Source organism: Corynebacterium guaraldiae (genome assembly GCF_053480195.1).
In genome coordinates, this window is sequence record NZ_JBRBAU010000001.1 from 12,372 (window position 1) to 30,637 (window position 18,266).

15 protein-coding genes and 1 tRNA gene are annotated in these 18,266 nt (G+C 62.0%); 8 read left to right on the forward strand and 8 right to left on the reverse strand.

From position 1 onward, the window contains the following. Positions 1–157: 157 nt before the first annotated feature. Together ACUY3D_RS00060 and ACUY3D_RS00065 are read left to right on the forward strand one after the other, a co-directional pair. The gene (locus tag ACUY3D_RS00060) at positions 158–619 is read left to right on the forward strand and encodes a hypothetical protein (RefSeq protein ID WP_448240096.1); all 462 of its coding nucleotides are present in this window, start codon (positions 158–160) and stop codon (positions 617–619) included. Continuing rightward, on the forward strand, positions 598–2,310 hold the full coding sequence (locus ACUY3D_RS00065) for a relaxase/mobilization nuclease domain-containing protein (RefSeq protein WP_448240097.1): 1,713 nt from the start codon (positions 598–600) through the stop codon (positions 2,308–2,310). Before ACUY3D_RS00060 ends, ACUY3D_RS00065 begins: the two co-directional genes overlap by 22 nt. A 106-nt stretch (positions 2,311–2,416) precedes the next feature. Here ACUY3D_RS00065 and ACUY3D_RS00070 read toward each other — a convergent pair. From ACUY3D_RS00070 to ACUY3D_RS00090, 5 genes are all read right to left on the reverse strand, one after another. Then, positions 2,417–2,489 (reverse strand) — tRNA-Arg (locus ACUY3D_RS00070). A gap of 71 nt (positions 2,490–2,560) precedes the next feature. Next, on the reverse strand, positions 2,561–2,854 hold the full coding sequence (locus ACUY3D_RS00075; RefSeq protein ID WP_010187687.1) for a mycoredoxin: 294 nt from the start codon (positions 2,852–2,854) through the stop codon (positions 2,561–2,563). Then, positions 2,854–3,399: a dihydrofolate reductase gene (locus tag ACUY3D_RS00080; protein ID WP_448240098.1), complete on the reverse strand. Its 546-nt coding sequence runs from the start codon at positions 3,397–3,399 to the stop codon at positions 2,854–2,856. The genes ACUY3D_RS00075 and ACUY3D_RS00080 overlap by 1 nt, the downstream gene beginning before the upstream one ends. After that, a complete protein-coding gene (locus tag ACUY3D_RS00085) occupies positions 3,399–4,223 on the reverse strand; it encodes a thymidylate synthase (protein WP_070563301.1) in 825 nt (274 codons plus the stop codon). Before ACUY3D_RS00085 ends, ACUY3D_RS00080 begins: the two co-directional genes overlap by 1 nt. 70 nt (positions 4,224–4,293) lie before the next feature. Then, positions 4,294–5,166: an NAD-dependent epimerase/dehydratase family protein gene (locus ACUY3D_RS00090; RefSeq protein WP_070563304.1), complete on the reverse strand. Its 873-nt coding sequence runs from the start codon at positions 5,164–5,166 to the stop codon at positions 4,294–4,296. 143 nt (positions 5,167–5,309) lie between these two features. Between ACUY3D_RS00090 and ACUY3D_RS00095 the strand changes: the two genes are divergently transcribed. Beyond that, positions 5,310–5,939 (forward strand): TetR/AcrR family transcriptional regulator, encoded by a 630-nt coding sequence (locus ACUY3D_RS00095; protein WP_252970537.1) that lies wholly within the window; start codon positions 5,310–5,312, stop codon positions 5,937–5,939. Positions 5,940–5,980: 41 nt separating this feature from the next. Here ACUY3D_RS00095 and ACUY3D_RS00100 read toward each other — a convergent pair whose 3' ends face one another. Further along, positions 5,981–6,739: a 3'(2'),5'-bisphosphate nucleotidase CysQ gene (locus tag ACUY3D_RS00100; protein ID WP_239248575.1), complete on the reverse strand. Its 759-nt coding sequence runs from the start codon at positions 6,737–6,739 to the stop codon at positions 5,981–5,983. A gap of 34 nt (positions 6,740–6,773) precedes the next feature. Between ACUY3D_RS00100 and ACUY3D_RS00105 the strand changes: the two genes are divergently transcribed. The 5 genes from ACUY3D_RS00105 to ACUY3D_RS00125 all read left to right on the forward strand — a co-directional run bounded on the left by ACUY3D_RS00105 (position 6,774) and on the right by ACUY3D_RS00125 (position 15,466). Beyond that, positions 6,774–11,717 (forward strand): Lhr family ATP-dependent helicase, encoded by a 4,944-nt coding sequence (locus ACUY3D_RS00105; RefSeq protein WP_448240099.1) that lies wholly within the window; start codon positions 6,774–6,776, stop codon positions 11,715–11,717. Positions 11,718–11,804: 87 nt separating this feature from the next. Continuing rightward, positions 11,805–13,073: an alpha-hydroxy acid oxidase gene (locus tag ACUY3D_RS00110; RefSeq protein ID WP_448240100.1), complete on the forward strand. Its 1,269-nt coding sequence runs from the start codon at positions 11,805–11,807 to the stop codon at positions 13,071–13,073. Between the two features lie 27 nt (positions 13,074–13,100). Then, positions 13,101–13,922 carry a DNA-formamidopyrimidine glycosylase family protein gene (locus tag ACUY3D_RS00115; protein WP_448240101.1) on the forward strand — a complete coding sequence of 274 codons (822 nt, stop codon included), beginning with the start codon at positions 13,101–13,103 and terminating at the stop codon, positions 13,920–13,922. A gap of 10 nt (positions 13,923–13,932) precedes the next feature. Further along, positions 13,933–14,346, forward strand: a complete 414-nt coding sequence (locus ACUY3D_RS00120; protein ID WP_049155174.1) for a YccF domain-containing protein — start codon at positions 13,933–13,935, stop codon at positions 14,344–14,346. Between the two features lie 52 nt (positions 14,347–14,398). After that, a complete protein-coding gene (locus ACUY3D_RS00125; protein ID WP_070520636.1) occupies positions 14,399–15,466 on the forward strand; it encodes an HNH endonuclease signature motif containing protein in 1,068 nt (355 codons plus the stop codon). 158 nt (positions 15,467–15,624) lie between these two features. On the opposite strand, the gene pgi is transcribed toward ACUY3D_RS00125, so the two are convergent. After that, complete coding sequence (pgi, locus tag ACUY3D_RS00130; RefSeq protein WP_448240102.1) at positions 15,625–17,259, reverse strand: glucose-6-phosphate isomerase; 1,635 nt, start codon at positions 17,257–17,259, stop codon at positions 15,625–15,627. 101 nt (positions 17,260–17,360) lie between these two features. Next, the gene (locus tag ACUY3D_RS00135) at positions 17,361–18,263 is read right to left on the reverse strand and encodes a chymotrypsin family serine protease (RefSeq protein WP_070565705.1); all 903 of its coding nucleotides are present in this window, start codon (positions 18,261–18,263) and stop codon (positions 17,361–17,363) included. Positions 18,264–18,266 lie beyond the last annotated feature (3 nt).

Below are 18,266 nucleotides of genomic sequence, written 5' to 3' on the forward strand. Positions count from 1 at the left end.
TTACCAGCGCGCTACGACAACGCAGTTTCGGAGTGACGGTAATCGCTCAATGCGCGACTGGGAAGTAAGTCCAGGACAGAAGCGTGATTAGCGCTTTTGTCCGCCTCGCCTCGATAGAGGCGATACGAAGTTTAACAACAGGAAAGCAGATTAGATTATGACGAAACAGAACTTAGACGCGTTGCGGCTCACATGCCGATTCGACAAAGAACGCGCGGATTATGTACGCGCGTTGTCTGACCGTATGGAGATTTCGGCAGCGGAGACTGTACGCCTGGCGCTCGATTCACTGACTGACCGCGTACCGCCCTCGATGTTTGAAGAATTGCGCGAATTGCCGCCGGAGACTCGTAAAGAACTCGCGCGGCTCACGCAAGAGGTGAACCGTATCGGCACGAATGTGAATCAAGCGGTCCGCGCGGTCAACACTCGCGTTGTTGATGAGATGTTCATCCTCGAAGCCGAGGAAGACGGTGCAGACCCGAAGGAGATTGAGAAGGCGCGTACAGATCTCGAAGATTTGCGCGCCGTACTCAAAAACGAGATGCAAGAGATATTTCTTGAACTCGTGAAGCTGCGAGGGAAATTGGAGGCCGCATGTCAGTCGTCAAAATCTTAGAATCGAAAAGTGTTGGCGCGGCCACCGTGTACGCCGTTTACGGTACGTACGAGAATATGCGCAACGACGATGTCCGCGCGGCCGCGTACAGCGTTGTCAGTGCTACGCCGAACGCTACACCGATGCAGTTTGTTCACGACACCGTTACGGAGCACACCCGGCACCCTCAGCGCGAGAATCAAGCGGCTTTAGTTATCCAATCTTTCCACCCGGACGAACTCGATAAAGACAATCCGTTTGACGTTTATCTCGCGCACCTCGCCGGTATGGAGTTAGCGCGTCGAATAGCGCCGAACAGTGACGTTGTAGTAGCGACACACACGGATTCCGACAGCGGTCATTTGCACAATCATTTGACCTTCGCGAATCACGACAGGGTAACCGGGAACACGCCGCGCGATGTTCGTTACTTCCACAAGGTCAAACACTTCAACGACGAAGTGATGGAAGAACTCGGCTTAGAGGTCTATGAACCGGAACCGGTACCGGGGCCGGGGTCGGGGCAAGGTTACTCGCATCTGAAAAACTCGCCGCTGCCGGAAATCACCAAAGAGAACTGGCGCGAAGCGATGACGCAGCGCGTAGATGCTGTACTTGCAGACCCCCGCGTAGCCGCCGCCCCCTCGGTCGCTGACGGCCTAGAAGTAGCGCAGGCTATCGCTGCCGACTACAGCGTTTCTTTCCGCGTTACAACGCACGAGAAGGAAAAACGCGACGATGTGACGGCGACGACGTACGCCCTGGTCGACGAAGACGGTGAAATGATCCGCTACTCGACCTCGCGCGGTACTCGCTCGACCCAACGAACAGGCTCGCGATTGGGAAAGGATAAGTACACACTCGCAGCAGTGGAGGAGCGTATAAAACAGCAACAACAGCAGTACCAGCAGTTAATCCGACAGCAGCAAGTTAGAACACAACAGGAGAACTACGATGGTCCGCAAACGCAAGAGGAACTTGACACCACACCAGAACCCGCAGCAGTCACGGCCGGCGGTATCGAAGATGCCGGCGGAACCCAATCCCTCACCGACAGATACGCCGATATCCTCACCGACACCGACACCACCGCCGACACCGAAGCTGCAGCCGCAGCGCCAGGAGCCGAAGAAGACTACACCGACACTCTTCACGGAGACGGAACGCGACGAACTCTTTACGATGTCGGAGAGGGACGCGACGACGGTCGCCCGCGCGAGGATGAGCGAGGTTTTCCCGGACGAGGAGAACAGCGACATCAAGCAGCAGTTGGCGGCGGCGGAAGCACAATACCGCCAATTCCAGCGCCGCAGCACGGAACGGCAGAGTCGACTACTACGGGACGCGGCACGCCCGCGCCGTGGTCGCCCGACGAATCGGTAAACGGCATGCGTCAAGTCGACTACAACTTCCTCAAGGAGCGCGTCATGGATGATGAATTTCGGCAATTCCAGCGCAGCGAGTTTGACGGTACGGACGCTGAGTACTTCGCGCACCTTCTCGACGATGACAGCGCCGTAGCTGAAGAGCATGCCGCCTACGCGCACGCACGTACGCGACTGTTTAATCCGGTAGGAGACCGCCGCGAGTACTTCCTTCGGTCTGTTGGTGAGAACCGGCGACTCGTTGAGGCTCGACGGCGGCAGCGCCAGCAGCGACAAAATCAGCAACAGCACGGCCAAAACTCGGCTGATTTCGGTTCGCCTCGCTGAGTCCGATTTGCGGCAAAGTCAGTACTTAAGTTAGTACTTTCCCGAATTTGCCCAAGAGTTAGGAAACCCCCGTAACCCGCATGTGCAGGTCACGGGGGTTATTCTGTGCCCCAGACTGGAATCGAACCAGCGACACCGGCTTTAGGAGAGCCGTGCTCTATCCCCTGAGCTACTGGGGCGGGGGTGCGTTGCGCACCTAGGTAAGACTAGCAGCCCCGCGTGGGGCGGCGTTAAATGCGTCGCCTTTCGTTTATTCGCCGGCCAGCTCCGCGTACTTGGCGCGGACCTCGCTGGCGGAAGGGTTGGTGGCGTGGGTGCCGTCGGAGTAGAGGACGGTGGGCACGATGCGGTTGCCGTCGTTGACGGACTCGATCCAGGCGTTGATGTCGGCGGTGTCGGGGGAATCCGCTTCGACGTTGACGAGCTCGTATGGGGTTTCGGTGCGGTCCAGGTTTTTGATCAGCTTGGCACAGAACGGGCACCAATCGGCGAAGAAGATGGTGACGTGCTCAGTGGTTTCGGGAGTGGCAACGTTGGTGCTCATTAAGCAGCAGCCTTTCTGTCGTAGGTGAGGAAACGGTATTTCATCGGCAGCTCGCTGGGCGGCTGGCCGGGAATGGTGAGGTGGCCTGATTCGGAGGTCAGCCAGTCACTATCGGCAGATAGGCTGAATTCCTCCGGAACGCTCGGGGCCAGGACGGCATCTGCGCCGTAGGCATCGCCGACTTGTACACCCATGAGGGTGAGCTCGATTGTATCCACGCGGTCGAGGGCGGAGCTGTAGAGCTGGCCGCCGCCGGTGATCCAGGCGTCGTCAAGCGTGGCGTCAAGTGCGGCGTCGAGGTTGTCCACCACGGTGGCACCCGCGGACCATTCGCCCGGCTGACGGCTGGACAGCACAATGTTCTCCCGGCCTGGCAACGGGCGGAACTTGGGGTTGAGGGACTCCCACGTCTTGCGGCCCATGATGACAGGCGCGCCCATGGTGACCTCTTTGAAGTGCTTGAGGTCCTCCGGCACGTGCCAGGGCATGACCACGCCGTCACCAATGACCCCGTCGAGGGATTGAGCCCAGATTGCGCCCAGCATTAAACGGACACCTGCGCCTTGATGGTGGGGTGGGGGTCGTAGCCGATGACCTCAAAATCATCGAAGCTATAGTCAAAGAGGCTTTCGGCCTTGTGGAGGATAAGCTGCGGGTACTCGCGGGGCTCGCGGGACAGTTGCTCCTTGACCTGTTCGATGTGGTCGTTGTAGATGTGGCAATCCCCACCCGTCCAGATGAGATCGCCTACCTCTAGACCTGCTTGCTGGGCGAACATGTGGGTCAGCGCGGCATAGGAAGCCAGGTTGAAGGGAACGCCGAGGAACATGTCGGCGGAGCGCTGGTAAACCTGCATGGAGAGTTTGCCGTCCGCGACGTAGAGCTGGAAGAGCAGGTGGCAGGGCATGAGCGCCATCTTGTCCAGCTCAGAAACGTTCCACGCGGAGACCAAGTTGCGGCGCGAATCCGGGTTGTTCTTGAGCGTGTCCAAGGCGACCTGGATCTGGTCGATGTGCTGGCCATCCGGAGTGGGCCAGGAGCGCCACTGCACGCCGTAGACAGGGCCCAGCTCGCCGTCCTCATCGGCCCACTCGTTCCAGATGCGGACCTTGTTTTCCTGCAGCCACTTCACATTGGAGTCGCCGCGCAGGAACCACAGCAGCTCACCAATCACGCCGTGGAAGTAGACCTTCTTGGTGGTCAGCAGGGGAAAAGACTCCGCCAAGTTATAGCGCAGCTGGGCGCCGAACAGGGAGAGGGTGCCGGTACCGGTGCGGTCGCCTTTGGGTGCGCCTTCTTCGAGGACACGGCGCAGGAGGTCCTCGTACGGTGTTTTGAGGGATGAAGAAGCAGTGGGATTTTCACTCATGACGTCCAAGTGTAGAGCGTTCAAAAAGTCTTAGGTAGTGAGGTAGGGCTACTAGTGGTTGGATTTGTCACTACGCCGACTGAGCTTGATGAATAGCCTTTAATGCTTCGTCGGTTGGGGTCGCCTGCCATGCGGACTTAGCTCCGGTAAGAATGGAGGGACGGTCCCACAGGTAGCTCATTTCTTGTAGGCCTCGCAGGTCCGTGCTGACAATGCCACCTAGCTTCAGCATCCATGGGCGAATCGTGATGGGGGAGTGTTGGCATCCGGCGCGTCGAGCAAATTCAGCTTGGGTGAGCGCGGGCGCGCAAGGCGTGGAAACTATAGGGGGTGTCGATTCGTTCAGTAGTGCGTCAGCTAGCGCACGGGCGAAATCGGGAAGGTACGTGACCGAGTGTTTAGCGTGTGCGTTAAAAAGAGCAAGGGGACGCTTCTTCCCAATGATGAGCTGATGGTAAACGCATCCGGGGCCGGCATCGGGTCCGTACAGATCGGCCGCGATTACCGAGGTAGTGCGCGAGGGAGAGGCTAAGCGGTTCTCGATTAGGGTCGCTCGAACACCGGGTTTGCCATTGTGGGATCGGGTTCGGGGCGTGTCAGGCGAAATTACCTCGTAAGTCTGGTCGAACCCATACATCGATTCGGGAAAGACAACGGGGATGCCCCGTTGGGCGGCTACCTCTAGCACGGTTTCTTCAGCTGGAATGAGCAGGTCGCGCCACTTTTGTGCGTCGTATGGGGCATGGATGCAGTGGGCAATTCCGTCGATCTGTTCTGGGTACGCGTCACTGTGTGTTGCATCGCCTTTCTTGAACTGCACGTTCCTACTGGCGGCGAAATGGGGCTGCCGTCGCGTCATGATTGTGCATGTGTGCCCTCTTTTAGCGAGTTCGCGTGAAAGTGATCGGCCCACGGGGCCTGCCCCGGTGATGAGAAAATGCATTAGGTGACCTCTGCTCTAAATAGTGACTAGTGCTCTCTAATTCTATAATTGCAGTTACTCAGATTCAAGAGCAGTGCTCTCTTTCTTGTTGATATAGTTTCTATATGTCAATGACCCCAAGAGCGCGTGCTCGCGAACAGACGATGTTGCGCATTGTTGAGGTAGGGCGGGAGCAGCTTGATAAAGGCGGCCCAGAAGCCTTGAATCTTCGTGCAATTGCACGTGATTTGGGGATAGTTTCTTCGGGTATCTACCGCTATGTGCCCGACAGGGCCCACCTATTAACGATGCTGATCGTTGATGCGTTTGAAGCACTTGATGATGCCGTCGCGCGAGGAATCGGTGAGGCTACCGAGACGCGGGACAGATTCCTGCGCCTTGTGTTTGCCATGAGGGCGTGGGCCTTGGAGTTTCCTCAAAGGTGGGCGCTTATTTATGGCACACCCATCATTGGATACGAAGCGCCTGCTTCAGAGACAACGGGCGCGGGTACGAAAGTTAGTAGGCGTCTGGCCGCGTTGTTAACTGAGGCCTCGGTTAAAGAGCTAGAACCGCGTTCATCTCAGTTCTCGCAAGACCTTGCGGCGACCTCTGAGGAGCTTGATGTGGAACTTCCCACTGACGTCATGGAAAAGGCGCTTGAGGTGTGGATACAGATAATTGGCGTGATTAATGCCGAGGTATTCGGTTACCTCGGCACAGACACGCTGCATGACTACCATGAGTTTCATGCTCGAATGGTTTCTCGTCTGGCTGACGAGTTGGGAATCTGACTTTCTTGCGCTGCGTAGGTAGCTAGCGCAGCGCGTGGGGCTTAGTAGCCGCCGTTGGCCTCCGCGTAGGCGGCGGCGTGCTCCAGGATCTCGTCTGCTAGCTCCGGGCGGCAGATCAGCAGATCCGGGATGAAGGTGTCCTCGTTATTGAACTTGATGGGGGAGCCGTCCAAGCGCGAGCAGTGCAGGCCCGCGGCCAAGGCCACGCCCACCGGGGCGGCCTGGTCCCACTCGTACTGGCCACCGGCGTGGATATAGGCGTCATAGTCACCCAAGAGCACGTGGATGGCCTTCGCGCCTGCGGAGCCCACGCCGACGGTCTCAAAGCCCATCTTCTCCGCAACATAACCCGCAACCTTCGGCGGGCGGTTGCGGGAGACCACGAACTTCTTCGACAGCGGGCCCGTCACTGCGCGCACATCGGAGGACTTAAAAGTCACGCCCATGTCCGGCATTCCGACGGCCGCGTGGATCGGGGTGCCGTTTTCTACCAGCGCGATGTGGACGGCCCAGTCCTGTCGGCCGGTAGCGAACTCCTTGGTGCCGTCGAGCGGGTCAATGATCCACACGCGGTCCTTCTTCAAACGGCTCAAATCATCGGCGGCCTCCTCCGACAGGACGCCATCCTGCGGGCGGTGCTGCTCAAGGACGCGGGCGATCCATTCCTGAGCGGCTTCATCGCCGGCATCACCCAGCGCCAAGCCGCGCAGCAGGCCACCGTTGCGCACGCCTTTGAGGATCTCGCCACAGCCATCGGCGAGGGAGTTGGTCAGACGGGAATCAGAAATCTCAACGGTCATAGTGACCAGATTAGCGCGCGCGATACAGTAGGGCATGTCCAAAAACGTTCTGGCGAAATTCCGCCCGCAGGTTGCTGGCTGGTTCGCCGACGTATTTGCTGCCCCCACCCCGGTCCAAGAGCAGGCGTGGGAGGCGATTTCCGGCGGCGCGAACGCACTGGTTGTAGCACCAACCGGTTCCGGTAAGACGCTCGCGGCATTTCTGTGGGCGCTAAATTCTTTGGTGGAACGCGAGGGCCAGACCGCCCTGCCGCTGAGCAATGAGCCGTCCCGCGAGGGCGCTCATGATGGCGTGAGAGTGCTGTATATCTCACCACTCAAGGCTTTGGGCGTGGACGTGGAGAACAATTTGCGCGCCCCGCTCAACGGCATTGCCCGCACCGCCGAACGGCTGGGCCTGGAGGTGCCAGATATTACCGTCGGTGTGCGCTCCGGGGATACCCCGCAGGCAGAGCGCGCCCGCCAGGTACGCAAGCCGCCGGACATCCTCATCACCACGCCGGAATCGGCCTACCTGATGCTCACCTCCAAGGCGGCGGGCATTTTGAAGACTGTGGATACCGTCATCATCGATGAAATCCACGCGCTGGCCGGCACCAAGCGCGGCGTGCACCTGGCGCTGACTCTGGAGCGCCTCGGGCTCATCGCCGGGGAGTTTCAACGCATTGGATTGTCGGCGACGGTGCGCCCGCTGAGTGTTGTCGCGAACTTCTTGGGCGGCGACCGTCCCGTGGACATCATCGTCCCGCCCGCGAAGAAGCGCTGGCAGCTCGACGTCCACGTGCCGGTCGAGGACATGTCGGACCTGCCCACCCCGGAGCAGGGTTCCCCCATCGGGGAAGCGACTGTCGACGACCCCCTTGGCATCACCGAAGGCCCCCAAGACGCGGTACGCGTGCACGCGCACCGCAAGGAAGAAGGCGGGGTAGGAGACTCCGCCCTGCCCACGGCGAAGTCCATCTGGCCCTTCATCGAAGAAGAGCTTTACGCCGAAATCATGGAGCAGCGCTCCACCCTCGTCTTCGTCAACTCGCGCCGCACCGCCGAGCGGCTCACCAGCCGGCTCAACGAGCTTTATGCCCAGGAGCACGACCCGGAGTCCTTGAGCCCAACCACCCGGCGCGATCCGGCCCAGCTGATGAAGCAGGTCGACGTCGCAGGCAAGGCCCCTGCCGTCATCGCCCGCGCGCACCACGGTTCGGTATCCAAGGACGAGCGCGCGCTGACGGAGACCATGCTCAAGGAAGGCACGCTCAAGGCCGTGGTTGCCACGAGCTCCCTGGAGCTGGGCATCGACATGGGTGCGGTGGAGCTGGTGGTGCAGGTGGAATCCCCGCCATCGGTGGCCTCGGGCCTGCAGCGCGTGGGTCGCGCCGGGCACTCCGTGGGCGCGGTCTCGCACGGTTCCTTCTATCCCAAGCACCGCGCGGACCTCGTGCAATCAGCACTCACCGTCGCCCGCATGGAGGAGGGCCTCATTGAAGAGATGCACTCCCCGCGCAACCCGTTGGATGTCTTGGCACAGCAGACGGTGGCGGCGGTGGTGGCGTCGGCAAGCGCGGGCACGAGCGAGGGGCTCGAGGCCGACGCTTGGTATGACACCGTGCGCCGCGCCTGGCCCTATAAGGACTTGGCGCGCGAGGTCTTCGACTCCGTGCTGGACCTGGTCAGTGGCGTGTACCCCTCGACGGATTTTGCGGAGCTGAAACCCCGGGTGGTCTATGACCGCGTGACCGGCGTGCTCACCCCGCGTCCCGGCGCGCAGCGCGTGGCGGTGACCAACGGCGGCACCATCCCGGACCGCGGCATGTTTGGGGTCTTCCTCGTGGGAACTGGTGAGGCCGGTTCCGCGCCGCGCCGCGTGGGCGAGCTCGATGAGGAAATGGTCTATGAAACCCGGGTGGGGGATATCTTCACCCTCGGCGCGACGAGCTGGCGCGTGGAGGAGATTACGCGCGACCAGGTGCGGGTGACACCCGCGCCGGGGCATACGGGGCGTTTGCCTTTTTGGAATGGTGACTCCGCGGGGCGGCCCTATGAGTTGGGTAAGGCATTGGGCACGTTTCGGCGTGAAGCATTTTCGGACCCGTCCGTGGTGCGCGACGCTGATGAGCGCGCCCGGCGTAATATCGCCGCCTACTTGCAGGAACAGCACGAGGCCACCGGGCTCATCCCGGATGAGAAGACGCTTCTGCTGGAGCGCTTCACGGATGAGCTGGGGGATTGGCGCGTGCTGCTGCACACCCCGTTTGGCAGGCCGGTGAATGCGGCGTGGGCGCTGGCGGTGGGGCAGCGCGTGGCGGAGCGTACCGGGATGGATGCCCAAGCCGTGGCGGGCGATGACGGCATCGTGTTGCGCCTGCCGCAGGGGGAGGCGGACCCAGATGCCGCGCTGTTTCTTTTCGACGCCGATGAGATCGCGGACATCGTCACCGAACAGGTGGGAAACTCCGCGCTCTTCGCCTCTAGGTTTAGGGAGTGCGCAGCACGAGCGCTGCTTCTGCCGCGGCGTAACCCGGGCAAGCGCGCGCCTTTGTGGCAGCAACGCCAGCGCGCGGAGCAGCTTCTCGACGTCGCCCGCAACTACCCCTCTTTCCCCATCATCCTGGAGACCGTGCGCGAGTGCGTGCAGGACGTCTACGACCTGCCGGCGCTCACGGAGGTCATGCGGGAGCTGGCGCATCGCCGCATTCGCATCGCGGAGGTCACCACGGAGCAGCCCTCACCTTTCGCGTCCTCGCTGCTGTTTAACTACACCGGCGCGTTCATGTACGAGGGGGACTCGCCCCTGGCGGAAAAGCGCGCGGCGGCCTTGGCCCTAGACCCCGCGCTGTTGGCGAAGCTTCTGGGCACGGTGGAGCTGCGCGAGCTTCTCTCCGCTGAAGTTATTGCTGAAGTCCACGCCCAGCTGCAGCGCACCACTGTAGAACGCCAGGCGCGGACCACCGAGGAGGTCGCGGACCTGCTGCGCGTGCTGGGCCCCATCCCGGTCGAGGAGTTCGGCGCGCACGCCACGGTGCCATTGAGTGCACTCGATGCGCTCGGTTCGCGGATCATGCGGGTGCGCATCAACGGCCGCGAGCACGTGGCCCAGGCGCTTGATGCGCCGCTGCTTCGCGACGGCCTGGGCATCCCCGTCCCGCCCGGCATCCCCGCCCAGCAGGCCACGATTACCGACGCCCTGGATCAGTTAGTCAGCCGCTGGGCGCGCACGCGCGGGCCCTTTGTGGCGCGCGATGTGCAGGAGGCCTTTGGCCTGTCGGCCGCGGTGACGCATTCCACGCTCAATGGGCTGGACTCCATCCTGGCTGGGCACTACCGGCAGGGCGTGGAGGAGCAGGAGTACTGCGCGGCGGAGGTGCTCAAGGTCATCCGATCGCGCTCGCTGGCGGCCGCGCGGGCGGCCACGCAGCCGGTTTCGCCTGCGGCCTTTGGGCGTTTCCTCCCTGACTGGCAGCAGGTGGCGGCGGTGGGCCGGCGCCCGGTGCTGCGCGGGGTGGACGGCGTCTTTGCGGTCATCGAGCAGCTGGCCGGGGTGCGCCTGCCAGCCTCTGCCTGGGAGAGCCTCATCTTGCCTGCGCGTGTAGGGGACTATTCGCCGACGATGCTCGATGAGCTGACCACCGGCGGCGAGGTCCTTATCGTGGGCGCGGGCAAGGCTGGCTCGAACGACCCCTGGATCATGCTGCTACCGGCGGACTATGCCGCACAGCTCGCCCCGCAGGTTTCTGCAGAGGAGGTGGGCTTGTCCATGCTGCAAACCCAGCTGCTCGAGGCCTTACAGGGCGGCGGCAGCTATCTTATCTCCGATATTCAACCGCAGCTGAGCGGTACGCCCGAGGAGGTTCGCGAGGCCCTCTGGGGACTGGTGGAGGCTGGCCTAGTCAGCCCCGATTCCTTCGCTCCTATCCGGGCCCACCTTGCCGCAGGCGGTCCCGCTGGGCGTGCGGCGCATCGCGCGCGGCGCAGACCATCGCGTTCGCGACTGCGCATGGGGCGCACTTCCTTTGCGCAATCGCTCAATGTGTCTGGTGCGCAGGCCGCACCAGACGTGGTGGGGCGGTGGTCGCTGTCCGTGCCCGCCGCCACGGATGCGACGTCGCGCTCCATCGCGCACGGCGAGGCCTGGTTGGACCGCTACGGCGTGCTCACCCGCGGATCCGTGGTGGCCGAGGACGTCCTGGGTGGCTTCGCCCTGGCTTATAAAGTGCTCTCCGGCTTCGAGGAATCCGGCAAGGCCATGCGCGGCTATGTCATTGAAGGCTTGGGGGCCGCGCAGTTCTCCACGCCTGCGGTCATTGATCGCCTGCGCGGCGTGGATGATTCCCCCGATGTTACGGGCTGGCCCTCCGGCACCCGCGAGCCGCAGGCCTATGTCCTTGCCGCGACCGACCCGGCCAACCCCTATGGTGCGGCGCTGTCGTGGCCCACTACGGATGCCGGCGAATCCGCGGCCCGGCCGACCCGCGCCGCGGGTGCCTTGGTGGTGCTCATGGATGGCTTGCCGGTGGCGCACCTGACCCGCGGCGGGAAGACACTGACCACGTTCTTCAACGCCCTTCCTGAGGGAATCGAGCGCACCGAGGTACTAGCCGCAGTGCTTGCAGGACTCAACGAGCTGGTTGCCGCCGGGCACTTGAGCAAGGTGGTTATTGAGAAGGCGAACGGTCGGCCTATCTTCGAGTCGAAGCTCGGCGGCGAACTGCGTGCACTGGGTGCGGCACTAACCCCGAAGGGCGTGCGGATTACTGGCTCTGCCCACACCGCCTCTTCCGGCCGTGCAGGACAGCACGGCCAATCTGGAGAAGCCGCGCGCTCCGCCGAGCCTTACCGTCCCGCACGTCGCGGTGGGCGCCGTGCCGTCGAGGCGATGGAGGAGCTCACCTTCGATGATCCGGAGGATTCCACTGAGTCTGGTGGTTCATCGACTGCACCGGGCAGCCCAGGTGGTTTCCGCCCGCGCCGCCGACGCCGCTGAATGATATTCACCTTCATTTAGCCCACGGGCTTTTCATGGGTCTAACCTCAAAAGCTGATAGCCCAATAGAAAAGGAGTCTTGTTTTCATGCGGCTGAAGCGCCAACTGCCCAACGTGTCCGAGCTCAAGAACCTCATGCGGTTCGAAGCACCCAACCTCGACCGCCGGGCAGCACGCCTGGCAGAGGCCGCTGATGTGTGGGATCTGCGCAAGATTGCCAAGCGCCGCACCCCGAAGGCGGCCTTTGACTACGTCGATGGCGCCGCCCGCGATGAGGTCAGCTACCGCGAATCCCGCGATTTCTTTCGCGACGTTCGCCTCATGCCCAACGTGCTCAACGGCGCACACGACATCTCTTTAAACACCGAGATCGCCGGCGAGCCGGCAGCATTGCCCTTCGGCATCGCGCCGACCGGCTTTACCCGCTTCATGCATGCCGAAGGCGAGGATGCCGGTTCCCAAGCCGCCCGCGACGCAAGCATCCCGTTTACGCTCTCCACGATGGGCACGCGCTCGGTCGAGGAGGTCGCGGCGTCGCAAGGCGCTAGCGGTCGCCGCTGGTTCCAGCTTTACCTGTGGAAGGACCACTCTGCCTGCCAAGAACTCATCGAGCGTGCTGCCGCCAACGGTTATGACACCCTCGTGGTCACCGTGGATACGCCCGTGGCCGGCCAGCGTCTGCGCGATACCCGCAACGGCATGCGCATCCCGCCGCGCCTGACCGCCGGCACCGTCTTCGACGCCGCGTGGCGCCCCGAGTGGTGGTTCAACTTCCTCACCACAGACCCGGTCACCTTCGCGTCGTTGACCTCGACCACCGGCACCCTGGGCGAGCTGGTCAACACCATGTTTGACCCAGGCCTCAACTTCGAGGACCTCGCGTGGATTCGCAAGCAGTGGAAGGGCACGCTCTTCGTCAAGGGAATCGTCAACCCCGAAGACGCACGCAAGGTCATCGACCTTGGCGCCGACGGCATCGTGGTCTCCTCCCACGGCGGGCGCCAGCTCGACCGCGTGGTCAACACCCTCCAGGCTCTTGAGGCCGTGCGCGCAGAGGTGGGCCCAGACGTGGAGATAATCTACGACTCCGGCATCATGTCCGGCGTCGACATCGCCATTGCGCTGGCTCTGGGGGCGGACTTCGTCCTTATCGGCCGCGCCTACCTCTACGGGCTGATGGCCGGCGGCAAGGAAGGCGTGGACCGCGTCATTGAGCTGTTGGCAGAGGAGTTCAAGAACACCCTCCAGCTGCTCGGTGTGAAGAGGATCGAAGACCTGTCTCGCCAGCATGTGGTCACCCCGTGGGAGCCGGGCGCGCTGGCATTCGGTGCGGGAAAGGATGCGCCGGTAGAGTAGGCACCCGTTTGGTGAGGAGGTTCTGCTGTGCCTGAGGGTGATTCCGTTCTGCAGCTGTCGCACCGGCTGCAGTTCATGGAAGGCCGGCGCGTGACCTCCTCCTCCCTGCGCGTGCCGCGCTATGCCACCGTGCGTTTCGACGGGCTGGTGTGCGAGGAGGTCTGGCCCTATGGCAAGCACCTCTTCATGGATTTCGGCGGCGAGCTCATCCTGTATACCCACCTCAAGATGGAAGGCACGTGGGCCATCCACTATGCCGGGGACCGCTGGCGCAAGCCCGGGCACAGCGCACGCGTGGTGCTGCAGATGGAGAACACCCCGCGCGATATTGAGTTGGTAGGGCATTGGCTAGGGCTGGTCGAGGTCTTTCCAGCCCGCGAGTTTGAACAGCGCATGGCGCACCTAGGCCCCGACATCCTCGCGCCAGAATGGGAAGAAGGCGGATTCGAGGAGGCCGTTCGCCGCATCGAGTTGCGCCCCGAGCGCAGCATCGGCGCGGCCCTCCTGGACCAGCGCAACGTGGCCGGCTTGGGCAACGAATACCGCGCCGAGATCTGCTTCCTGGCCGGCGTTCATCCAGCAACACCTGTAGCGCTTGTCGACGCCCCTCATATCCTCACCATCTCCCGTCGCCTCATCTGGGCCAACCGAGACTCGCCGGTACGTGTGACCACCGGCGTGAAAAGGGCAGGGGAGACCACCTATGTCTTCGGACGCAACCGTCAGCGCTGCCGACGCTGCGGCACGCTGATTGAGAAGTCCACGCTGGGTGGTGTGGATGCCGGCGGTGACGAAGGGGAGTTAGAGCGCGTCATCTGGTGGTGCCCGCACTGTCAGCCGCGTCGCTAGGCTGGGATGCATGAAGATCATTTTGAACATCATCTGGTTGGCAACTGGTGGCCTTGTCCTCGCACTGGGCTACTTTCTCTTAGGCATCCTGGCCTGCATCCCCGTCGTGACGATTCCTGCCGGTGTGGCCTCGATGCGTATGGCGAATTTCGCGCTGTGGCCTTTCGGGCGCTCCGTCATTCAACCGGTCAAAGGTACCGGTGGCATGTCGCGGTTCTCTAACGTTGTCTGGTTCCTTGTCGCTGGCCTGTGGCTGGCTATCGGCCACGTCACCACTGCAGCGGCGCAGGCCGTGACCATCGTGGGCATCCCGGTGGCTCTGGCCAACCTGAAGATGATCCCGGTGACCTGCTTCCCGTTCGGCCGCAAGATCGTGGACTCTGACCACATCCCCTTTGGCTGGGAATCGATGATTAAGCTCTAACGAGTATCTCTCCGGTTGCGGGGTTGCCTGGGGTGCCTTAGGGTTCTGAGTCATGGGGGATTTAGAAACCTACTTCTCCTACCGCAACTCGGGGATCACACTGGTGAAGCAAGCGGTAGGAGGCGAGAAGCGATTACGCGCACTCGGCGCTTCATCAGCTGACGCCGTCGAACTGGCGCGCTTAAACTACATCTACTTCGGCGCCACCAAGTTCACGGGTAAGCAACGCACGGCCCGCAGCCGAGCTTTAGAACAAGGCCATGACCTGGCCACGCTGAGCCTCATCGAGGCCTACACGAAGAAGCTGCAGAATCAGCTTCATGTGTGGAACCTGCGTGTAAAGCTCGCCGGCACGCCCGCCCACAGCATTCCCGCCGTGGCGGCAAAGCGCTTAAAGGAGCTCAAGCCCAAACGTATTCCTACGCCTGGGGTGCGCATGACCTACCGTGCTGATGGGCCGCACTCGCTGACCATTACTGATGACCCTCTGACCGTCACCGAGATGCGCGGCGTGCTGGAATCCATCAACCAGAGCAATCTGCTGGAAGCAGCCAACCACGTCTTCTTCAATAAATCCCACGGTGGAACCAAACCTGCCGTTCTCACCAGCGTGGTCGTCACCTTGGACAAGCTCGACAAAATTGTTAGCGGCGATGGTGATGACATCGTGCTTGAGCTAACTAATGGCGGCCGGATGACCGGCGCGGAGTTTCTGAACTACAAGTTCGCCGAGATCGGCTACGTAACCCTCATCCACCCCACGATCGGGCCGGTGTGGCTGCACCGGATGAAGCGTTTAGCCGGGTTTGAGCAGCGCATGATGGCCAGCGCCGAGCATCCCACCTGTGCCAGGAAGGGATGTAATAAACCTGCTGATTATGCCCAGGTGCATCACCTAGTGCCGTGGAAAGCAGGAGGTACCACCGATCCACCGAATCTGACAATGTTGTGTGCCTATCACAACGGCGTCAATGATGACGACCCAGAGAAACCAACAGGTGCTGGCTACGTGTTTAGGATTCGCGGCGGTGTGGACTACATCCCGCCCTGGGGAGAACCAATCACCGCTCAAGTGGCATATCAAGCCGCACAACGCGGACTCGGACCGCCCGGCGGGTAAACCGCCACGCGGGCGAGCCCACAGGGGCCGCCCGACAGGTCAATCGTCACGCGGGCGCCCACAGGGCCTCCGCGGCGTTGGCGATCCCACATGTCGATTGCGCGTTAAAAACGCGTGAACCCCCGACCGTTCGGCCGGGGGACGTCGCCAAGCAGTGCTTAGCGGTGCTTGCGGTACCAACCGATCAGAGCATCGGTGGAACCATCGCCGGATGCGGCCTCCTCCTTGCCGGAGACTGCCGGTGCCAGGTCATTAGCCTGCTGCTTGCCCAGCTCCACGCCCCACTGGTCGAAGGAGTTGATGTCCCAAATGATGCCCTGGGTGAACACGATGTGCTCGTAGAGCGCGATCAGCGCGCCGAGGGCCTGCGGGGTGAGTTCCTCCGCCAGAATGGTGGTGGTAGGACGGTTGCCCGGCATCACCTTGTGCGGGACCACGGCTGGGTCCACGCCTTCGGCGGCAATCTCTTCTGCAGTCTTACCAAAAGCCAGAACCTTGGTCTGCGCGAAGAAGTTACCCATGAGCAGGTCATGCATCGAACCGGTGCCGTCCGCGGTGGGGAAGTCCTCCTTCGGGCGAGCAAAGCCGATGAAATCCGCCGGGATGAGGCGGGTGCCTTGGTGCATGAGCTGGAAGAAGGCGTGCTGGCCATTGGTGCCCGGCTCGCCCCAGTAAATCTCACCGGTGCCGGTGGTGACAGCGGTGCCGTCGCGGCGCACGGACTTGCCGTTGGACTCCATAGTCAGCTGCTGCAGGTAGGCCGGGAAGCGTCCGAGGTCCTCGGAGTAAGGCAGCACCGCGTGGGTCTGCGCGCCAAAGAAGTTGGAGTACCAAACGCCGAGCAGGCCCATGAGCACCGGCACGTTCTGCTCTAGAGGCGCGGTGCGGAAGTGCTCATCCATGGCGTGGAAGCCTTCGAGGAAACGCATGAAGTCCAGCGGGCCGATGGTGCACATCAGGGACAGGCCGATGGCGGAATCGACGGAGTAGCGCCCGCCGACCCAGTTCCAGAACCCGAACATGTTCTGGGTGTCGATGCCGAACTCCGCGACCTTCTCCGCGTTGGTGGAGACTGCAACGAAGTGCTTGGCGACGGCCGACTCGTCACCATCAAACTGCTCAATGAGCCAGCGGCGCGCGGCGTGAGCGTTGGCTAGGGTTTCCTGGGTGGTGAAGGTCTTGGACGCGACGATGAAGAGGGTGGAGCCTGCGTCGAGCCCGTCGAGAGTTGCGGCGAGATCTGCCGGGTCGACGTTGGAGACGAACTCCGCGCTAATGCCCGCTACCTCGTAGGAACGCAGCGCCTTGGCAGCCATCGCGGGGCCCAAGTCGGAGCCGCCGATGCCGATGTTGACGACCTTCTTGATGGTGTGGCCCGTATGCCCCAGCCACGCACCGGAGCGCAGCGCAGTGGCGAAGTCACGCATGCGGCCCAGAACCTCGTGGACGTCGGCGGCGACGTCTTGGCCGTCGACGCTCAAGTCCTTCTCCACAGGCAGGCGCAGCGCGGTGTGCAGCACAGCACGGTCCTCGGTGTTGTTGAGGTGCTCGCCGGTGAACATGGCGTCGCGGCGGCCCTCGACGTCCGCGGCGCGGGCAAGATCCACCAAAGCGGTGACGACTTCCTCATCGATGAGGTTCTTCGACAGGTCCACGTGCAGGCCCGCAGCATCGAAAGAAAAGTCTGCGGCGCGGGAAGCGGAGTTGGCAAAAAGCTCACGCAGGTTGAGGTCCTTCTTGCTCTCAAAAAGCGAGGTGAGCGCGGCCCACTGCGGCTGAGCGGTGATGTCCATTGCAAAAGCCTTTCTGGCAGGTAGCAGACATGAAACTTACTGTGTCCACCGTAGTCCAGAAATCTCTTCGGTGCCGAGACAGAAGGCTGCGCTGGGTTGAGCTAGGTGTAAAGCTTGAGGCCGAATTGCTTCATTGTGTTTGCGATCTCCATGGCGCCCGTCTCGGAGCCGGAGTAATCGTGATAGTCGCCAAAGGACACGACCCCTACTGCATATAGTTTGCCGTCGATGGAGGCGTAGACAGGACCACCGCTATCACCGGTATCGCTGTAACTGCCGAAGGTGAAAAGCCCTTGATCACCGAATCGGTCGATGAAAGGGTCGCAGGCAATGCCTGCTGTGGAACCGGCAAAGCACAACGTGGGCTTCTTTCGCGTGATTTCTTCCAAGCTCATCCATCCGGCTAAAGGCGCATTGAGCGCCGGTGAGGTAGATACTTCGGCGTCGGGGTTGGACACTTCGATCAGCGCAATGTCGGCCGAGTTGATGCTATCTGTGTTGGTGTTGCTGGCCTTCATTACCATCTGGCCTATCTCTACCTCGCTGCCGGAGCGATCTTCATAGTAGAAGCTGTCGCCCTTGTCCCCGCAGTGTCCGGCGGTAAGGATAAAGAGGCGCTGCCCATCGCCGGCGAAATGACCGGTAGAGCACCGGCCATCATTCGTGCGGTTATAGATGGCCGCACCTGGCGTCAATACTCCCACGTCCATGTAGTAGTCGGCTTTTAGTGCGTTGTACAAGTTATTGCGGGGCTCAAGCAGCTCTGCATGGGGGATTTCAGTGGAGTTAACCCAGAGCGCATCGCCGTCGAGGACCTCCTCGAAGCCTTGCGTTGTTCCGGATGCTCCGGAACCTTGTCTGCGTTCGGAGTCGCTGACGGAGGGATGGTCGAGTGGAGTAGCGGAATTTGAGGTCTCAGGTGAAGAAAAGCTGCCGCAGGCGGTCAAAACTAAGGCAGTGACAGCTGCGGTGAGAACTACAGCGGGGCGAGAGGACACATGCATGCT

Excerpts from the sequence above, each read along its gene's own strand:
- ACUY3D_RS00125 (WP_070520636.1), top strand. The coding sequence starts at position 14,399 with ATGGGGGATTTAGAAACCTACTTCTCCTACCGCAACTCGGGGATCACA.
- ACUY3D_RS00090 (WP_070563304.1), bottom strand. The coding sequence starts at position 5,166 with ATGCATTTTCTCATCACCGGGGCAGGCCCCGTGGGCCGATCACTTTCA.
- ACUY3D_RS00105 (WP_448240099.1), top strand. The coding sequence starts at position 6,774 with ATGTCCAAAAACGTTCTGGCGAAATTCCGCCCGCAGGTTGCTGGCTGG.
- ACUY3D_RS00135 (WP_070565705.1), bottom strand. The coding sequence starts at position 18,263 with ATGCATGTGTCCTCTCGCCCCGCTGTAGTTCTCACCGCAGCTGTCACT.
- ACUY3D_RS00100 (WP_239248575.1), bottom strand. The coding sequence starts at position 6,739 with ATGACCGTTGAGATTTCTGATTCCCGTCTGACCAACTCCCTCGCCGAT.
- ACUY3D_RS00075 (WP_010187687.1), bottom strand. The coding sequence starts at position 2,854 with ATGAGCACCAACGTTGCCACTCCCGAAACCACTGAGCACGTCACCATC.
- ACUY3D_RS00110 (WP_448240100.1), top strand. The coding sequence starts at position 11,805 with ATGCGGCTGAAGCGCCAACTGCCCAACGTGTCCGAGCTCAAGAACCTC.
- ACUY3D_RS00080 (WP_448240098.1), bottom strand. The coding sequence starts at position 3,399 with ATGCTGGGCGCAATCTGGGCTCAATCCCTCGACGGGGTCATTGGTGAC.
- ACUY3D_RS00085 (WP_070563301.1), bottom strand. The coding sequence starts at position 4,223 with ATGAGTGAAAATCCCACTGCTTCTTCATCCCTCAAAACACCGTACGAG.
- ACUY3D_RS00065 (WP_448240097.1), top strand. The coding sequence starts at position 598 with ATGTCAGTCGTCAAAATCTTAGAATCGAAAAGTGTTGGCGCGGCCACC.
- ACUY3D_RS00120 (WP_049155174.1), top strand. The coding sequence starts at position 13,933 with ATGAAGATCATTTTGAACATCATCTGGTTGGCAACTGGTGGCCTTGTC.
- ACUY3D_RS00095 (WP_252970537.1), top strand. The coding sequence starts at position 5,310 with ATGTTGCGCATTGTTGAGGTAGGGCGGGAGCAGCTTGATAAAGGCGGC.
- ACUY3D_RS00060 (WP_448240096.1), top strand. The coding sequence starts at position 158 with ATGACGAAACAGAACTTAGACGCGTTGCGGCTCACATGCCGATTCGAC.
- pgi (WP_448240102.1), bottom strand. The coding sequence starts at position 17,259 with ATGGACATCACCGCTCAGCCGCAGTGGGCCGCGCTCACCTCGCTTTTT.